13 protein-coding genes and 1 pseudogene are annotated in these 17308 nt (G+C 55.6%); 7 read left to right on the top strand and 7 right to left on the bottom strand.

All coding sequences use genetic code 11. The features are described 5' to 3' along the window. Nucleotides 1-5 precede the first annotated feature (5 nt). Complete coding sequence (locus tag AEAC466_RS32225; protein WP_162148941.1) at nucleotides 6-3032, bottom strand: TonB-dependent receptor; 3027 nt, start codon at nucleotides 3030-3032, stop codon at nucleotides 6-8. A 146-nt stretch (nucleotides 3033-3178) separates the two neighbouring features. On the opposite strand from AEAC466_RS32225, the gene AEAC466_RS32220 reads away from it, so the two are divergent. Then, nucleotides 3179-3730, top strand: coding sequence for an RNA polymerase sigma factor (locus AEAC466_RS32220; RefSeq protein WP_023457941.1), 552 nt, complete (start codon nucleotides 3179-3181; stop codon nucleotides 3728-3730). An 89-nt stretch (nucleotides 3731-3819) separates the two neighbouring features. Continuing rightward, the gene (locus tag AEAC466_RS32215) at nucleotides 3820-4614 is read left to right on the top strand and encodes a FecR family protein (protein WP_023457940.1); all 795 of its coding nucleotides are present in this window, start codon (nucleotides 3820-3822) and stop codon (nucleotides 4612-4614) included. An 81-nt stretch (nucleotides 4615-4695) separates the two neighbouring features. Here the strand turns inward: AEAC466_RS32215 and AEAC466_RS32210 are convergent, their stop codons facing one another. Beyond that, nucleotides 4696-5208 (bottom strand): PadR family transcriptional regulator, encoded by a 513-nt coding sequence (locus AEAC466_RS32210; protein ID WP_023457939.1) that lies wholly within the window; start codon nucleotides 5206-5208, stop codon nucleotides 4696-4698. Between the two features lie 71 nt (nucleotides 5209-5279). Between AEAC466_RS32210 and AEAC466_RS32205 the strand changes: the two genes are divergently transcribed. Further along, nucleotides 5280-6782, top strand: coding sequence for a serine hydrolase (locus tag AEAC466_RS32205; RefSeq protein ID WP_162148940.1), 1503 nt, complete (start codon nucleotides 5280-5282; stop codon nucleotides 6780-6782). Between the two features lie 81 nt (nucleotides 6783-6863). Here AEAC466_RS32205 and AEAC466_RS32200 read toward each other — a convergent pair whose 3' ends face one another. Beyond that, the gene (locus AEAC466_RS32200; protein ID WP_162148939.1) at nucleotides 6864-8384 is read right to left on the bottom strand and encodes a putative bifunctional diguanylate cyclase/phosphodiesterase; all 1521 of its coding nucleotides are present in this window, start codon (nucleotides 8382-8384) and stop codon (nucleotides 6864-6866) included. A gap of 262 nt (nucleotides 8385-8646) precedes the next feature. Between AEAC466_RS32200 and AEAC466_RS32195 the strand changes: the two genes are divergently transcribed. The 3 genes from AEAC466_RS32195 to AEAC466_RS32185 all read left to right on the top strand — a co-directional run bounded on the left by AEAC466_RS32195 (nucleotide 8647) and on the right by AEAC466_RS32185 (nucleotide 10971). After that, complete coding sequence (locus AEAC466_RS32195) at nucleotides 8647-8952, top strand: PadR family transcriptional regulator (protein WP_023457936.1); 306 nt, start codon at nucleotides 8647-8649, stop codon at nucleotides 8950-8952. Then, a complete protein-coding gene (locus tag AEAC466_RS32190; protein WP_023457935.1) occupies nucleotides 8949-9581 on the top strand; it encodes a hypothetical protein in 633 nt (210 codons plus the stop codon). Before AEAC466_RS32195 ends, AEAC466_RS32190 begins: the two co-directional genes overlap by 4 nt. A 235-nt stretch (nucleotides 9582-9816) precedes the next feature. Further along, complete coding sequence (locus AEAC466_RS32185) at nucleotides 9817-10971, top strand: hypothetical protein (RefSeq protein WP_023457934.1); 1155 nt, start codon at nucleotides 9817-9819, stop codon at nucleotides 10969-10971. Here AEAC466_RS32185 and AEAC466_RS32180 read toward each other — a convergent pair. Next, nucleotides 10968-12221 carry a hypothetical protein gene (locus AEAC466_RS32180; RefSeq protein ID WP_023457933.1) on the bottom strand — a complete coding sequence of 418 codons (1254 nt, stop codon included), beginning with the start codon at nucleotides 12219-12221 and terminating at the stop codon, nucleotides 10968-10970. The two genes, AEAC466_RS32185 and AEAC466_RS32180, sit on opposite strands and share 4 nt — an antisense overlap. Before the next feature lie 786 nt (nucleotides 12222-13007). Between AEAC466_RS32180 and AEAC466_RS32175 the strand changes: the two genes are divergently transcribed. After that, entirely contained in the window at nucleotides 13008-13646 is a 639-nt protein-coding gene (locus tag AEAC466_RS32175) for a hypothetical protein (RefSeq protein ID WP_155913589.1), read from the top strand. 66 nt (nucleotides 13647-13712) lie between these two features. Here AEAC466_RS32175 and AEAC466_RS32170 read toward each other — a convergent pair whose 3' ends face one another. The 3 genes and pseudogenes from AEAC466_RS32170 to AEAC466_RS0122335 form a co-directional block, all read right to left on the bottom strand. Beyond that, nucleotides 13713-15641, bottom strand: coding sequence for a TniQ family protein (locus AEAC466_RS32170; RefSeq protein WP_023457931.1), 1929 nt, complete (start codon nucleotides 15639-15641; stop codon nucleotides 13713-13715). After that, nucleotides 15638-16582, bottom strand: a complete 945-nt coding sequence (locus AEAC466_RS32165; protein WP_023457930.1) for a TniB family NTP-binding protein — start codon at nucleotides 16580-16582, stop codon at nucleotides 15638-15640. The genes AEAC466_RS32170 and AEAC466_RS32165 overlap by 4 nt, the downstream gene beginning before the upstream one ends. Beyond that, nucleotides 16575-17308: pseudogene (locus tag AEAC466_RS0122335) on the bottom strand (Mu transposase C-terminal domain-containing protein); the annotation flags it as partial. The gene AEAC466_RS32165 and the pseudogene AEAC466_RS0122335, both read right to left, overlap by 8 nt.

Here is a 17308-nt window from a genome sequence, read left to right as displayed (position 1 = left end):
AGCGTCTAAAAGCTGTAATCGAAGGACAGGCGGTAGGTCTGGCCGGAATCGACGATATCGGAGACAGCCAGACTGTGCTTGCCGACATGCGTCCAGTAGGAGACCTCATTTAACAGGTTGTCGACGCCGAACCGAACCCGCGCGTGCGGCGTCAGCGACCAACTGCCGTTCACATCCAGACGCTGTGATGGTCGCACCCACTGATCATCCCAGGACGATTGGATATATAGGACGTCATAGCTGGCGAGATAGGCTGAACTGAACCGGTAGTTCAGCGTTGCGCTCAGGGTTTGACCCGCATAGCCCAGGCCGAGATTGGCTATAAACCCTGGGGCATTTTGCAGAGGCTTATGACGACCGACCGCGGCGCTTCCGGTATCGACATCCGTCCATTGACGCGTCAGGGCCGTCGATAGACTGAAGTGACGATATAGGAAGACCTGCCCCTCAAGCTCAAGACCGACCACGCTGCCGCGACCGCCATTGTGCGGAATGACATAACGAATGGCGTCCGCGTCTGATGAACTGGCATTCACAAAACCTGTACCCGCGTCATAAAGGTAATCCTTTAGACCCTTACCAAACGCGGCCAGCCGTATCTGCCCGCTGTGTGCCAAAGGCCAGACAAGGGATATATCGGCATTGGTCGCCGTAACGGGCTTTAGTTTGGGGTTGCCACTTTCAATGGTTATAACCCCGCCCGTCGCCGTCGCCTTGGCACCGCCGGCGAGCTGCTGGAAAGAGGGACGGGAATAGGCCCGCCACACGCCCAGACTTAAGGCCATACCGTCGTCCCCGCGCCAGGTGGCAAAAAGGCTGGGCAAGCCTTCATTGTAGGATGTCTCGCTGTTTTGCCACTCACCGGGTTGCTCGTTTCCGGTGTCCATAGGCAGAAACCAGTAGGTGTTGCGGATGGTTGTCAACTCCTGCCGCCACCCGGGTGAAAGCGTCCATTTCCCTAAGGGTATGTGCAAGGCGGCATAGGCGGCAAGACTCTGTTCGCTGCCCGACTGGTTGGCGCAATTGTCGTTATTTATGAATAAAGCGCCGCAGGTATCAAAACTGGCGTCCGTTTTGTAGTGATCGAACAGGGCTTCCAAATGCTGATTGTCTACTCGCGGCAACCGCCAGTCATAAAGCCCCGGAACCGCCTGCGAATAGGTGCCCTTGACCAGACCCAGATCGGACCAGGTCACACCGGCACGCCCCATCAGGGCGCTAAAATAGTCGTTGCGCCAGTCACGGTAGGTCATGCTTCGCCAGCTATCCGTAACGCGCGCCCCCCAATCCAGCATCAATCCCCCCGCCGGCCGCCAGTGGGCGTCAAACCCGCCGCCCGCGCGTGTTTGTTCTGAGGTCTGAGCCGTCAATTGTCCGGCGCGCCGGGCCAAAAGCCGGGTATCCGCCTGGTCGAAATCCGCCAGCATGTCGGGCGTCAAATTGAGCAGCGGCCGTCCAGACTGACTATAGCGTATAAGGTCTCCCCCCAACGGGCGGGGGGCATTGCCGGCATTTACGCCATCATTTTCGTCGACGCGGATCGACGTTTCCAAATGGTCCGGGCGGTCAAAACCAGAATGGCTGGCGAACAGGTAGGCAGACAGGCTGAACGCCTCTGTCTTTAGATCCACCCCGGTTTTTACATTAGCCAGTTTGATCGTTTCCGGATTGGTTTCGTACCAAACCCGCGTCGAAACACTGTCCACACTCAGCCTGTATGTGTCCGCATCGGTTTTGCGCCACGACACCGCCGTTGGGACAATTTGGTCCAGGGTCGAGGCTTGCTCCGTATGTGCCTTTATCATATTCAGCCGCAAATAGGCGTCCAGGCCATCGACAGGCCGCCAGTCGATATTGAAAACACCCCCGGTGCGCCGCGTTGTCCCTTCCGAAACGCCAAAATTCAACCCTGTGAGCGCCAGATTGGTATCGGCGTCATGCGCGGGCTCAGTGCCCGTTGCCGACGTGGCCAGTCCGAACGCCCAGGCGTGGTCATTTTGCGCCGCCATAATCCCGCCGATTTCGGAATTGGCGAACAACCGTCTATCGCTATACAGGCTGAGATAGACGGCAATATCTTTTTGGCGTCCCCATCGCCGCGCCAGTTCAAACGTGACTCCGCCGCCCAGACCTGTCAGCCCGTAATCCCGGGCACGACTTTCCGTCGTTGAAAGCACTTGCAGGCGCGTATAGCCATTGGCCGGAAAATCAAACGGGTTTGGCGTGCGCCAATCCAATGTGACGCCAATGGCATCGCCCGCCATATCCGCCGTATTGGCGCGATAAAGACTAACCGCCTGCAAACCCTCAGGCGGCAGCACCCCCATCTGCATGGCCCGTGAATAGGGCATGCCCTGGGCTATCGGCACACCGTCCGAAAGATTCAGGCTGTACTCGGCGTTGAGCCCCCTCGCCGCAACATACATCCCTTCGCCGCGCGAAGCGCCATCCACACCGCCGATAAACGAGCTTCCCGTATTCAGAATATGGACGCCACTAAACAGGGACAAACTGTCCAAGGCATTGCCGCCCTGTTTGGACAGCAAGACATCGCGGCCGATTTCGGCCACGGGTGCCCCGGCCTTCCCGTAATGGATCACCGTCCCTCCGCCATCGACCGAGAGGAGTTGACGACGGGCGGTAACGACGACTTCTACCGGCTTGCCTTCCGCTATTGGCTTTACGCGATCGGCTATAGGAAGCGCGGCGGTCGGTTCGGCATAGATGACAAAGGTGTGCGCACTGACGCGTCGCACACATAGGCCGCTATGCGCCAGTCCCTTCTTAAACGCCGCCTCAGCCGTCAACTGGCCGCGAACGCCCTCGCTGACGCGGCCACGGACGGCGTCCGGTGAAAACAGCAGCTGCGTATGGCTTTGCTCCGCTATGGCATTGAGCGCATCGCCCAAGGGCTGGCGCGGCACGTCAAAATGCAAGGCCTGCGCCTGACCATGGACGGGAACGGCCAGAAACAGCAGGACTATTACCGCCGCTATTCCGGCGCGCCACCGTGAGCGGTTTGGCTGTCTCATGTCAGGCACGCCTATCGCCGCCATGTCATAGTTTTGTGACGTTGCCGGCGTATTAGCGTTTTTTTTGATTATTTGACAAAAGGCGCGGCGTAATCGCCACAGCCTTGCGTCACTAGTAACAGGCGCATTGAGAAAGGCACAGGTTCGTGACCCTCACGGAGACGACCGACGACACGTGCGAGCTCAAACGCGGCACTGAAGTTCACCACGTGATGGCGCGCTTCGACGGGCGCCTGCGCCGCTACCTGGCGCGCGCCTTGAAAAGAGAAGACGTGGAGGACACTTTGCAGGAAATCTATTTGAGGCTGTCGCGACTGGCCCAGGGCGAACCGCCCCCTGACTTCAATGCGACCTATGTCTTCAAGACCGCCGACAGCGTGCTCCATGATCTGTATCGCCGCCGTCGTGCCCGCCATGCCGGCGACCACGACGAAATCCCTGCCGACCTGGCCGCAGAACAGCCGTCACCGTTTGACGAAGTGCGCTGGCGCCAAAATGCCGACCTTCTGCGCGCGGCCATTGCAAAATTGCCCACGCCCGAGCGCCGCGTCCTATTACAAAGCCGCATCGAAGGCTTAAGCCTCGGCGAAATTTCACGCAAGAACCGCACCCCGATGCGTACCGTTCAACGGCAACTTAGCCAAGCCTTGGCGCACTGCCGCGATAGCCTAAAGGAATGTGGATGGTTCGAAATTTAATCAACTTCCCCTCTCGTCCCCCAGCCGACAGCGAAACCTTTGTCGCAAATCTGGAGACATCGGGAAGCACCACACCTAAAGACGATGAAATGGCCGACATATGGGACGCCATTGGCCTATTGGGCATCGAAGATGTGCGCGCCGACACGGCCACCCCGCAGATGTCCCGTCGTTGGGCCATGGGCGGCCTGCTGGCGGCCGGCCTCACCGGCGCGGCCATCGGAACGGCGCTGTGGACGCAACGTCCGCTGACGTACAGCACCCCCGTAGGCGGCCAACTGACGGTAGCGCTGAATGATGGCAGCCGCGTGACACTGAATACCGGCTCCAATCTGGAGGTACGCTTCCACGGCCGGAAACGCGAAATCCGGCTGGTGTCCGGAGAGGCTTATTTCGAGGTGGCCCATCGTGCCGACCGCGATCCGTTTTACGTCACGGCCGGCGCCGCACGCATCCGCGTGACCGGCACCCGTTTCGCCGTACAGCTTCACCCGGACCAACGGATCGATATCGACCTGCTCGAAGGCCACATCCGAACCGGCAAACGGGGCGACCACGCGGTTGAAGAGGCGGGCGTGCGCAGCCTGTCTGCCGGGCAGGCCTTGCGCCTGGACAAGCAGGGTGAGGTTCTGGCCCAGATTCCGGCGGAAAGCCTGCGCGTTGAGAACTGGCTGAACCAGCGCGCCTATTTCCACGACACCCCGTTGAGTGACGCCGTCGCCGAAATGAATCGTTACCGCACCACCCCACTCGTCGTCGATAACGCAACCTCAGCCAGGGTGCGGGTCAACGGCGTTTTCGATACGCACAATTCAGGGGACTTCGTTGCTGCGGTACAGGCCCTGTATGGCATCCGGCTTCGGGAAAGAACGCCCTCAGCATAACCGATCGAAGAGCCGTGCCAATGACGGTTGACCGCTGACCCAAAACCGAACGTCGCAATTCGGTTGGAAACCGCCACAGTTCTATTGTGCCGACAGTTCGCGCTCGACCCATTGTAGCCGAGCGCGCTGAAGGATCATGGCCAATTCGGTGCGGCGCTGCTCAACGGCATCTAGAGTGGCATGATAGGCTTCGGCCTCAGCGATCTGAGAGACGAGAGCATCGCGCAAAGCCAGAAACGCCGTTTGACGGCGTTCGGTTGGCAAGTGCGCCCACAGACCGGATCTCAGGCGGAACGGATCGAGGCCGACGCCGACGGCCCGTCCTATATCCGCCACCCAGTCGTCCAGCAAAGCAATACCGAGCGGCGTCAGAGACAAATGGCTCGTCTTGCGTGCCGTGTTCTGCGTCTCAGACCGGATCAGGCCATTGCTAGTCAGGCGCTTAATTGCTGGATAGACGGCGCCAGCGCTTCCGCTCCATTCAACCGATGGCGAGACCTGAAATGCGCGGCGGACGGCGAACGCCGTCGCCTTGCCGCGATGGTGAATTTCCGAAAGGACGGCGCCTTCCAATTCTGTAAGAGATTTTTCCATTTGACTCTTATAGTACGATTGGGACTATTATGGTCCTAATCGGACTATTACACCTCTCAGGAAAGATGGCCATGAAAATGTTACTGCCGATTATGGCTGTGTTGGGTGTTTTTTGGGTCGGTAACGCAATCGCTGATGAGAGGGCGGCGAAAATCGACGCCTTCTTCGCAGCTCAGGCCCAAGGCGATGCCTTCAACGGCAATGTACTGGCGGCCGAAAACGGCAAAATCGTCTATCAAAAGTCCTTTGGATTTGCTGATTTCGAGGCGGAGCGGCGCAATACAGCCGATACTGAATTCGAAATGGCCTCGATTGGCAAGGTCTTCACCGCAACAGCGGTGCTGCAACTCGTTGACCGGGGCAAGATCGGACTCGATATCCCACTCGTCCGCTATTTTCCGGCTTTTCCCTATAAGGACATCACCATTCGGCAATTGTTGTCGCACACCTCCGGTCTTCTGGAAGGCGACTTCGAAGCGCCATTCGCGGCTTATCAGGCCAAGACCGGCCGGCAAATGACTATGGACGATCTGGTGCCTGCGATCGCAGCGGCTAACATCAACCACAGGCTGAAACCCGGTGAGAAATGGTGGTATTGCAATCTGTGTTACGAATTGTTGGCGCATCTGGTCGAGGTACGGACCGGCCAGCGCTTCGATGCCTACCTCATATCGCACGTTTTGACACCCGCCGGCATGGCGCACACCTACCTCAAAACGGCGCAGCTTAATCATGCCGACACACCGCAATTTGCCCAAAATTACGATTTCCCATTCCGCTATTCCAGCCAGCGCGTACGTTTCGACGGCGCGCGCAGCTATTACCAGGACCTGACATACGGCAACGCCAGTGTGGTTAGCACCACCGGCGATATGTTGAAGTTCGATCTGGCCCTATCCGATGGCCGTCTGCTCAGCGCCAAGACATTGGCCACGGCCTACGCTCCGGCGAGACTGGCCGATGGCAGCCCTAATTTCGTCTGGAAGAACATCGGCGGCATGGGTGATGCCGATGATGGCCTGGGCTGGTTCATCTTCCGCGACAAGTCACTGGGCACGATCGTCTGGCACGCTGGCGGCATGCCGGGCTGTGCTACTATGTTCATGCGCAATCTGACCCGTCATCAGACGGTCATTGTCTTCGACAACACCGACAGCGAGGGCTTATACAAGAAGGCCCTGTCGGCCATGCGTTTGCTCAATGACCTGCCGCCGCTTCCAATCCAGAAGTCTCTGGCGAAAATCTACGGCCGCGCGCTGATGGATCATGGCAGCGACGCCGCTTTCGGACAGCTTTACAGCCTGAAAGGCGACCGCAGCTACGCGCTCAGCGAAGACGATCTGAACAATCTCGGCTATGAATTCGCCGAACACGGCCATCTGTCCCAGGCGAACGACACCCTCCGCACCGCCATCGGCCTTTATCCAGACAGCGACAACCTGCCGGAAAGCTATGCGGAGATACTTGAAAAGGCTGGCCAGACTGGCCTGGCCGCGCAGATGTACCGCTACGCCCTGACCCTCAACCCTGGCAATACGGATGCAAAGGAAGGACTTAAACGGACCATGAAGTAAGCTGCTCGGTATCTGATACGCCTCGTCGCTTTAAACACCCGCACCAGCACAATAGTTGTTATTGACCGATTTCATCCCTCGTCAGGCTGCCCCGCTGACCTCGGCCAGGGTTTGGCAAGCCTGAGGCGCCGGCCTGCCAAACAGATAGCCCTGGCCGGTCTCGCAGCCCATTTGCGTCAAGCGCAGCGCATGCGCATGGGTTTCAATGCCTTCCGCCGTTGTTTTCAGGCCCAGGCTGTGGCTCATGGCGATGATGGCCTTAACCAGCTTGCGACTTTCCGCACTCTCGCTCATGTTCATGACGAATGACTGGTCGATCTTGAGCTTGTCAAACGGCAGGGAACGCAGGTGTTGCAGGCTGGAATACCCCGTGCCGAAATCGTCCAGAGCCAAAGTCATGCCTCTGGCCTTCAGCGCCATCAGCGTATTACGTGCAACCTCGACATCGTGCACCAAGGCGTTCTCGGTAATTTCAATTTCCAGGCACTCGGCCGAAAAACCGGCCTTATCGAGGATGTGGCAAATTTTCGTGCTGAGCTGCGGATCACGGAACTGGACCGGAGAAATATTGAGCGAGAGATAGGTTCCCTTCGGCCAGCTGCGCGCCTGCTCGCAAGCCTGGTCCAGAAGCGACAGCGAAATCTCGCCGATCAACCCCGCTTCCTCGGCAATTGTGATAAACCGGTCAGGTGAGACAAGCCCCATGGTGGGATGAATCCAGCGGGCCAGGATTTCATAGCCTTCGATGCGGCCATCCCGCAGGCACACCAAGGGCTGAAAATAGGGTCGGATTTGGCCCCGTTCTACGGCATTCCGCAGCTCCAGTTCGATCAGGGTACGCTCATGAACCTTGGCATCCATGGCATCGTGATAAAACCGGAACGTTCCGCGACCTTCCGTCTTGGCGCGATAAAGCGCCAGATCGGCTTTTTGCAAAAGCCCATCTGGCGTCTGTGACGCTCCACCCTGGCCAAATGCAATCCCCATGCTCGCCCCGACGTGGCAAACCAGTTGATCGACGTGGAACGGTTCAGACAGACTTGAGATAAAACGCTCGGCAAATCCGGACATATCTTCGTCGGCGGAGCTGTTATTAATGATGAGGGCGAATTCATCCCCACCGAGGCGGGCCAACAGATCGCCAGAGCGAAGGTGTGCCTGGGCACGCTGCGCAATCTGCTGCAACAGCCTATCCCCGACAAGATGGCCGTGAACGTCATTAATGGGCTTGAATCTGTCGAGGTCAAAAATACAGACGGCGAAACCCGAGCCTTCGGTCGAACCTGCCCCCAACCTGCGCTTAAGAGCGCCGTAAAGATGGCGACGATTGGCCAGTCCGGTCAGAGCATCCGTCAGGGCCAGCGTTTCCATATGGCCTTCCGCCTTCAGACGCTGTTCGTACTCCCGGCGCACCTCCCGGGACCGGCGTATGGAGATGACCGTCGCCCCCACAGCGATAAACGCCACAATAATCAATAAATTATCGATTTCATGGCTCTCATACGGACGGGTGAACGCATAAACGGCTTCGAACCAGTCGAATCTATGCAGCGCTAAAGTGCCAATCAAACTAACAGCTGTGACGACCAAAAGGTCGGGCATGATGGTGGGTCTTGCCAGCTCTGGCTGATCGCTGAAACGCTTGAACGGATACATATGGACTCAATAGCCAAAAAAAACTTTAGAAACATGTAGCAAGATTAAATAACGGCGATATTAACGGGGACGGTTAATGCACGACAAATACATCGAATATTTTTACTGCCTCGGCTTGAGATCACTCAAATAGCAATCGCCCAACACCAACGCTCAGTCTATTCCACACGGGGTTGACAATAAACTCTACATATATAGTTATTGTGTCATGGCACGTTCGCCCAATATATCCGTTCAGACCCGATCCGTACTCGCCGCCCTGCTCGCTCAGCCGCAGGCCTGGCGCTATGGTTATGACTTGTCGAAGGAAACCGGGTTGAAGTCCGGCACCCTCTACCCGATCCTGATGCGATTGGGCGATCAAGGCCTGCTCGAAAGCGAATGGCTGCCGGCACAGCAGGCGGGGCGTCCGCCGCGCCACGCTTACCGATTGACGAGTGACGGCGTCGAACTGGCGCGCGGCTCACCGGCGCCCCTCGGTCAAACCGGTCAGATTCAAGTGAAGCCGGCATGATCGCGCACGACATACTCAACATCGCCACTGCCATGTTGCCAGAGCACCGCAAGGCCTGGGGCGAAGCCATGCGCCATGAAATCGAGATCATCGACAATGGCCAGGAAGCCTTGATATTCGCTTTCGGCTGCCTGTGGGCCGCCTGTTCGGAAAGGATTACCGTCATGAAACTGATCACTGGTTTTGGCCGCTTGGGCGTTGGACTCGTCACCCTGCTTTACGGGACGCTGTTCATCTCAGGCTTTGTGTTTTTTGTCTCTGTCCTATTCTTCCATGCCCCTGACCGATTTTACGACCAGTTGTTGCTGCGGCATCCCGATGTGGCGGCGGCCCGTCTTCGCGACTATCCGGTCCTGCTGGCTTATTGCGGCTTCACCGCCAGTAGCTACATTGCCGCGGCAATCTGCCTGATCCGGTGGCGCCCAAAAGCGTTTGCCTGGTGCTGCCTGGCCGCCCTGATCGGCCCAGCGCTCCTGATCGCGACTGCCGTACATGCCGGTTCGCCCGTCTTTATTTCATTCTATACCTGTCTGATCCCGTGGGTCATGCTGGTCGTCGCCTCTTTATGCTTTTCGTGGATGGACGCAGGCGGCAAAAAGCCCGCCCAGCCCGGACCTGCCGCCGCATAAACCTTGCGCAGGGCGCCTTAGTCCAAACCAACAAAGAGCGCCGGATGCGGCGCTCTTTCCCGTTTTCTTTCATCACAATTGGTGTTGAAGGGCGACCAAACTTTATAGAGTAGATTCAACCCGCAGTTTGTGCCTTATAGTCTCCCACACAAGTGCCAGTTCAGACATGCCAACAATCGAGAACGATAAGCATGTCGTCGACACGATTGCGCAGTTTGCCGTCCGGAGGGGTGTAATGATGCGCGGAGTTTCGCTAGCGGGATGGCTGCTGATATCGATCGCCATGCCCGCGTTTGCCCAAACGGTGACGCCTGTGCCGGCGGTTCCCGCAGACCTCCAGGTTGTGGACGTCCATGTCGGTGGACGGGTTGTCGTCCATCCCATGCCGGGCGGCGGCGCCGCTTACGAGCACCAATGGCCCGGCGTCTACTTTGAAAGCCGCTTCGAAGGCCCCAAATTTTATCTGGCTTTCAGTGATCCCTACAATGAATATCGCCTGCTGATCGACAATCTCGGTCCTGTCACGATCAACCAGCCGGGCGAAGCGCGGTTTAAGGTCGATGGTCTGGGTGACGGACCACACGCCGTCCGGCTGGAAAAGGTGACAGAAAGCATAGCCCATGCCGCGGCCTTCGACGGCTTCTATATCCCGGCTGGCGAGACGCCACTTACGGCGCCCGCTCGGCCTCGCCAGATCGAGTTCATCGGTGATTCCTCAATGACTGGATATGGCGACCGGTCCGACACTCGCACCTGCACCAGCGAAGAGGTCCGCGCGCGGACCGATACGCAACAAGGCTATGCAGTGCTGGCGGCGAAGCATTTCAACGCCGATTACCGGATCAATGCCTGGTCGGGCCGCGGCGTGGTGCGGAATTATGACGGCGCCGAGCCTGACTTGACCATGCCGAAGGTCTATCCCTTCGTACTGTTCGACAGGTCGGTACGCGATGAGGACAAGACGTGGCAGCCGCAGATCGTCATGCTCAAGCTGGACGCCGATTTTGCGACACCGGTCAAACCTGGAGAAAAGTGGGCGACGCAGAAGGCGCTTGAGGCGGATTATGAGAAGGCTTATGTGGCTTTTGCTACCACGTTGCACCGGAAATATCCGTCAGCTGCTTTTGTCGTCTGGACAGCCGACATTACTAAGTTAAGCGATCCGAAACAGGTTGAGAGGGTTGCAGCACGAGAAGAAGCCTGGCGCAAGGCCGCGGCGCAGATAGGCATCGTCCGAACCGGGTTCATCCCAATCGATGCAAAAACGATCGAGGGCACGGCCTGCGACTATCATGGAAGCCTGGCCGACCACAAACGCATGGCTGACGCCATGGACGCCTATATCGACGCTCATCCCGAATTATGGGACGTGAGCGCGCCCTTGCTCTAAATGTGGAATTTAAGCGCCAGCTGTATCTGACTTTGAGTCTGATTGGCGGCCTCGAACTGCGTGCGGCGCGCCGGTCTTAGACTCCATATGTGGACAGCCTCAACCGCCAGGTCGAGATTCGGGCCAACGGGCTTTCGCCAGGCAAGGGTCCCGCTATAGCCCTTTTCGTTATTATTGTCAGAGTCGACCCACGAATGGTCGATGACCTCGAAATACTCCCCGCGCGCTGTCAGTTTGGTACCGTCGTCGAAGCTATGCGACACTAAGGCATAGGCCGAATCGAAATGTATATCGACGGCGTGACGGTTGGCGTCAACGATTCCGCCCATCTTGGTCGTGCCCCACATGACCTGACTTAGGACCTCGTCCTTCGGGCTAATTCTTGCCTGCAGCCCGCCACCGACGACCCGTGTCGTCCAGCCGTACTGTCCATTCTTGACAATCGTCGGCGTTCCCGGATTGTAGAGATAGATCACATTGAAAGCGACCGGAACAGGCGGGCGCCAGTCAATACGGCCGTAATAGCCCATGCGGCCGTCGACCTCTACCGACGGTTTGCTGTAGGGCGCCTGCTCGAGGAAGACAGCGCTGTATCCCGTGCCATTGCCCGTTGGAAGAGGTAGCTTCGTATTGCCGGAGGACGCAATGTCATGCAATGCCCAGCCACGGAACGCCAAGATCGTGCCGGCGGTGTCGTCAGAGCCGTAAACGCCAAACGTTCCGCCAAGCTTATGATCGCCAACGGTGGTTTGAACATTGGCTTCAAGCCCATCTAGCAGAAGCTCTTCACCCACCCAGCTGTTGATCGCCGAAGGTGTCAGGGTGCGCGTCGTCGTCCAGCCGGGACCATCATGCTCAAGCGAAATGGGCGGAAACATGCGGCCGAGGCGCATACTGTAGCGCGTGGGCGACGTTGGCACCGGCTTCCATTTAAAATAGGCTTCGGACACGCCAAGCGGATTGACCGCGTCCGGTACGTAATGCGCCAGCACATGGGCCGTGATATTGTCGCTGAGCCGGGGCGTCCACAATAACGCCGCCTGAGCCAAATACGCGTTGGCCGAATGACCGCCCTTGCGCAGCTTGCCAAAGCCGCCCTTTAGCCAGCTTTTTTCGCCGTCTGCATGGCCCAAACGCAGATCGACCCAGCCGGAAATCGTTGCCGGGCCCGCAAGGTCGAGATTGGTCTCACGGGCTATGGCGCTCGAAGTCCAAAAGGTCAGCACCACGAAAAGTACAGCTTTCTTCATTCCGGGAAAATATCATGCCGCATTCAAATATATGGTTAAGGTGCGCCTTTGTGTTCTGCTTGTATCGCGGGGCCCCAGTTGAAACGCCCCTAAACGAGGTGGCTAGGGCGCTGAGCAAAGCGACTTTCGTGGCTCTGCCAACAGGAAGAGTGGTGCGACTAATTTAAGCCAACTTCAACTATGTCCGCTTTTTGAAATCATCCCTATGTATCAATGTCCGCTCTGGGCCAAAACCCGTCAGGTGCTGGCCGTTTTGATGGCTCCCCCGGGAACGGGATTAGCAAATGAAATTTGCGCGTTTTCTGCGCGTTTAGAGCGGCATTGACGCCCAAAATTATACATCTTGGGTAGCGAAATTTGTCAAAATCAATTTTGAGTGGGTAAATCTGCGTGCTTTAACGCTAAAATCTGCGTGTCTTAATGCTAACGCACAAAAATTGTGCGGGCCGGTTAAGGCGCGCTTGCTAACATACTGACCTATTTCGGATTTGCAAAGTCCGCTTGTTCGAGCGGACCGGCTAAGTTCGTCCAGTTCGCCCCATTTTGACGCTTAGACTTTCCACTTTTGTCGCTCGCCCCACAACCGTTTGTAAATATTGTCATTTTCCCGGCCATAAAATGCGATTTTTTGCTATTTTTCGATTCCTATTGTAGGAATCTTGATAGCCGCCACGGACATTGACCTTCGTCGGCCGGAGGATTAGTTTTACCCGGCTTGTTCGACCTTGATCAGCTCCATAACCTGCACGCGGGATTGCCCCGCGCGTATAGCTATGGAACAAGCGCATGAAAAACATCCTGAAGACCAATCCCACACGACGACTTCGCCCTACGCCACATCACATATCGATGGAAGACCTGCTGTGGCCAATCGCAAGTCATGACAACCTCAGCGACGAAGATCGGGCATGGCTCAACAGGCTTCCAGTTGGTCAGGAGATAGTTTGGCGAGACCAGGTACTGTCGGCGCCGCTATCGAAGGAGTTACGTGCCCTCAATTTATGCGACGTCGAAGCCGTCAACGATTTGCCACTTAAGGATCGGGTTAAATTGATCCGCTCCGGCATGTCGGCAACGGATCTGATCGCTCTGGTTAAGCGACTTAGTCCGACCGATGTAGACCTTACGCTCCTGCATGCGCTTGACCTTTGCCCATCCGATGTCGTTCAAAAAGCCAGGGAGGGCAAAATGTTGGATGCGCGTGAGACAGAGCAGGCATTGGGGCTTGCTCGCTTGATTGGCACAATTGCCAGGCAACTCAAAGTAGTCAATCCATTGCCAAATTTTGATGCCTGGAAATGGACCCGGACTTGGTTGGTAACCTGGCACCCGGCTCTTGATGTCGCACCGAAAGATTATTTGCACAACCAAACCGGTCAAGCCGTCTTGGAAGGCCTGTTAACGGAGGCTTTTATTGTGCCTTGAACGTAGCGAGATGCTCGCCGTTACGACATGTGCATTATTCATGATGTGACGGCGAGCATATATTCTCTATCCGTAACGCGCCTTCTCGTTTTGGCTTGAATGTGACCATGTGGATTGCTGCGTCGGCAGATAAATTTCTACATCCTGCCTTCGCCACATGACACTATTTTCATCAGGCTTCTCAAGACCATGTACCCTAGCCCATTTCGCAAGATTCATGGCCTTTATTCCCAAACGCGCTGCAATTTCACAGGCAGAAATATAGACCTTCCCAACTGACTGAACGCATTCGAAGTCCAAGGCTGCGCTGGTATGTTTAACATAGCGCAGCAGCCCCAAATTCAAGAGCGTTGATATATCACGCGGAAAACAATTCAAATATTCCTCTGCTTCAAGCCGCGTACACGCCGCTCTACTGAACGTGCCCATCAGATTGAAATCAACCTGGCCATACATCAAGAGATGATAACACTCCTTGCTAATACTTAGGTTTTCAGAGCTCCATCCGTTTTCTGGCAAAAACATTTTCAGACCACCAGGAAGTGCCCCTGCAAGTGTCTTTACAATCAAACCGCCCCACGGCTTAGGGCGCCCGCCAATAGATTTGAAAGCCTCGGCCAATGGTATCCGCTCGCTATCCCCCTCTTCAGTGATGCCGACTGATTTGTTGAATTTTCGCTGGAACACATGCCAGTGCCAAGGATAGACATATGTGCCTTTATATAGGCTGCTGAGTGCCACTGATGGATGGCGCTTAAGAACGCCAATATCGACTAGCTGTTCAAATGCCTGAATGGGTAGCTTGGTGTCTGCGCTCATATCGGCCAAACAGATACGATCTTCCATCTCTTCTGAGAGCTTCTCGACATCACCACGGCGATACCATTGGTAAGCACGATGCCTGCATCGAACATTGATTGCTGGCAACAGCTTGTTGTTAACAAGACTGCGTACATCGGCATTCTGAATCTTCAATGTGCGAGCAACCTCCCTGAGTGTTAGCATGCCTTCGGTCTGCCGCGTGGCGGCCAAGTCCTCAATTTTGTTGGACGATTTTGGCCGCATTTCCTGAATCATAAATGATAAAAAGTTGGCGGCCTCTTCTGTAAGATTTGAGAGGGCCATCTCCCTCAAGACCGTGAAATATTTTGGCATCAGCCAAATATTATCTGCCGCAATGCGATCTAAAATAGTTTGGGGATAGCCGATCAAAATTTCACTCCCCAAAAGGAGACGTTCCGGGTACCCCAGTTTATGGCGCCCTCTTAAACTCTCGTATTTCCCAGAAAATGTAAGTTCTACCCGACCGAATAACAAAACGAGCTCAAACAATGATCCCCTGTTCAAATGACGAAGCTGAGGATGCAGCCGCAGTAGAGCGCGTTGTTGGCGAAGAGGCTCACCGCAGATTATATCCGCTAGGAATGACAGGTTTTGGCGGTGCTCGGGCTGAACCTTGGCGACGGAAGCTGATCGTAGATCGTACCCGCAATGGCCGCAAAGGTGGATAGCTCCACGTCCTGCCCACGTCAGTCTATTTCCGCAACCGTCCTGTGGGCATCGGTCAATAAGCAAGTCCCATGTCTCGGCACAAAATCCTAGCGGTAATAAATCCCACTCGAATCTGTGGTGGGAGGATACTTGTAGCCCTGACGGCGAAACCCGCCTTCCATTGTGATTAATATACAAATCTCTGATTTTAAGCCTGTGGAATTCCGCCGTCTGCCCACTTTTGACATTGAATACAGGAATCAATTCACGAATAGTCTCGGCATCTTGTCCCAATATAGCGGTCATACGGGGCAAATCGGCAAGCATCTGGCTTGCTCTTGTACGCTCGGATTCAACACTGATACCAAGTAAAACAAACAGGGAGCGCATTGTGGGCATATGATTGGCGTTCGCCACACGTCGCAGGTATCCGTGCAGAGTCTCTCCAGGAATGATCTCGACGGATATGGGCAAACGCTGTGGAAGATCAGACGATGTCATCATGCTCTCCCCCTTAGAAAAGGGTTAGTGTTGACGTAACCCTGAGGAATCGCCCATTCGTCTACCGCCCGTGCAAGATCGAACATTTCGATGTGGTCAGCATGGCGCCAAACGGCAATTTCGAGGGCATGTTGCAATATGCGAGCTACAGCCCCGACAACCCCTTCAGAAACTTCCATAAGGCATTCAACGGCGTGATCGTGTAGGAACGACGATGATCGTCGAAAAATATCACGTTTCACGAGCTCACGATCCATCTGAACGAGGAATGCAGCCAAGGTTTCCATATCTTCCGCATGAGACTTAAGCGGTTTGATGTCACATACAATTTGGGTTCGCTGCGCCAACTCCCGATTCCCCCTAAAGAGGTTTTCGGCGGCCGGCGTTCCGAAAAATGCTACGGGACAGATCGCATCGTTCAGAAATGATTTCACGACATTGGTGAGCGGGGTTGAATCATCCCTAGTCGATGCATGATGGATCTCATCAATTATCAACAGCTCCACCCCGTTTTTAGCAAAATCATCAACGATGCGCCGCTTGAGCATCATTTCGGTACCGACGTCAGAGGCGTTACGGCCAAACAATATCGACTGCATAAACCGCTTGCTGGTCGCATTGTTTTGTAGAGAGACGTACACTACAGGCGTACTGTTTTCACCCGCAGGTACAGCCGTATTGACGGAGCGGGCGTAGGTCTGCGCCAAGGTGCTTTTGCCCGATGCTGGCGGCGCCAAACAGCGCAGGGCCCTTTGCGGCTCTCCCTTACTCGCTTTGCCAGTAAGACGCAGGCAATCCAAATGAGCATGAACCTGTGTTTGCTGTGGTAAATTGATGAAAACTGAAGAGAATTTTGACAAAGCTGACGCAACTTTTTTAGTTGTGCTAGGGCTGAAGTCAGCGCTCAACTGCCCCGTAAGAGGCATATAAAAGATTTTAGCCATTATCATACCCTTTCCATGGGGCCTGAGATGAACTGGATTTAAAGTATTTTGAGGTGATTTCTTCGGTCGAAGGGGCCTGGCTACCGGCCTCGAGAGCTTTACGCGTTTGCGCGCGTGTCCTTCTGGCTTTGGCAGCGCCAGGCGGGGAAATCTCTGGGGGCTCTCCCTTATCTGTACGAATACTGGCGAGCGTTTTTTGTGGCAGCAGATCGAAGTCAGGAAAGTCCGCTCCCAAGCTCTCGATAGAGATCAGTTCCTGAACGCGCGGCGAAGTCATTAATCGCTCAAGTTTGCTTCGTCTTTGCACCCTGACCTTTGGGACAAGGGAAGCATACAGTTCCTTCACACGTAGACGAGCCTTGATTTTCTGAAGGTTTGTAGAGAACTCCATCCCTTCTTCTCTTGCACGAGCCCGGATGAAGTTGTGCTGGAAAAGGCTCAGGCCATTGGCATATTCGACGTTAACGCAAGGCACTTCGACGTAAATATTGCGCACAAAATTCCAGATGTAGATGCAATTTAGATTAGCCGGATTGTATTTGAAGTGCACAGAAACACATGCCTTGGCCTTCCCTTTTTTGAAGCGCACCGCCGTTGGTACAAGATCCGCCAATAGCTCGTCTACCGCAAGGCGATCCCAGTACCTGAGTCCCAAAAACTCAACGCCTTTCCGGGAGAGTCTCCGGTCCTTTTCGACCGCTCCTAAAAGCCGGGGTAACAGGCTGT

The organism is Asticcacaulis sp. AC466 (assembly GCF_000495815.1).
GTDB lineage: Bacteria > Pseudomonadota > Alphaproteobacteria > Caulobacterales > Caulobacteraceae > Asticcacaulis.
This window is presented reverse-complemented; position numbering and strand designations above follow the sequence as displayed.

What these genes read in the sequence shown, in the direction of transcription:
- AEAC466_RS32180 (WP_023457933.1), bottom strand. Translation starts at nt 12,221, where the DNA reads ATGAAGAAAGCTGTACTTTTCGTGGTGCTGACCTTTTGGACTTCGAGC.
- AEAC466_RS32165 (WP_023457930.1), bottom strand. Translation starts at nt 16,582, where the DNA reads ATGGCTAAAATCTTTTATATGCCTCTTACGGGGCAGTTGAGCGCTGAC.
- AEAC466_RS32175 (WP_155913589.1), top strand. Translation starts at nt 13,008, where the DNA reads ATGAAAAACATCCTGAAGACCAATCCCACACGACGACTTCGCCCTACG.
- AEAC466_RS32205 (WP_162148940.1), top strand. Translation starts at nt 5,280, where the DNA reads ATGAAAATGTTACTGCCGATTATGGCTGTGTTGGGTGTTTTTTGGGTC.
- AEAC466_RS32200 (WP_162148939.1), bottom strand. Translation starts at nt 8,384, where the DNA reads ATGCCCGACCTTTTGGTCGTCACAGCTGTTAGTTTGATTGGCACTTTA.
- AEAC466_RS32225 (WP_162148941.1), bottom strand. Translation starts at nt 3,032, where the DNA reads ATGAGACAGCCAAACCGCTCACGGTGGCGCGCCGGAATAGCGGCGGTA.
- AEAC466_RS32215 (WP_023457940.1), top strand. Translation starts at nt 3,820, where the DNA reads ATGGCCGACATATGGGACGCCATTGGCCTATTGGGCATCGAAGATGTG.
- AEAC466_RS32185 (WP_023457934.1), top strand. Translation starts at nt 9,817, where the DNA reads ATGATGCGCGGAGTTTCGCTAGCGGGATGGCTGCTGATATCGATCGCC.
- AEAC466_RS32170 (WP_023457931.1), bottom strand. Translation starts at nt 15,641, where the DNA reads ATGATGACATCGTCTGATCTTCCACAGCGTTTGCCCATATCCGTCGAG.
- AEAC466_RS32190 (WP_023457935.1), top strand. Translation starts at nt 8,949, where the DNA reads ATGATCGCGCACGACATACTCAACATCGCCACTGCCATGTTGCCAGAG.
- AEAC466_RS32195 (WP_023457936.1), top strand. Translation starts at nt 8,647, where the DNA reads ATGGCACGTTCGCCCAATATATCCGTTCAGACCCGATCCGTACTCGCC.
- AEAC466_RS32210 (WP_023457939.1), bottom strand. Translation starts at nt 5,208, where the DNA reads ATGGAAAAATCTCTTACAGAATTGGAAGGCGCCGTCCTTTCGGAAATT.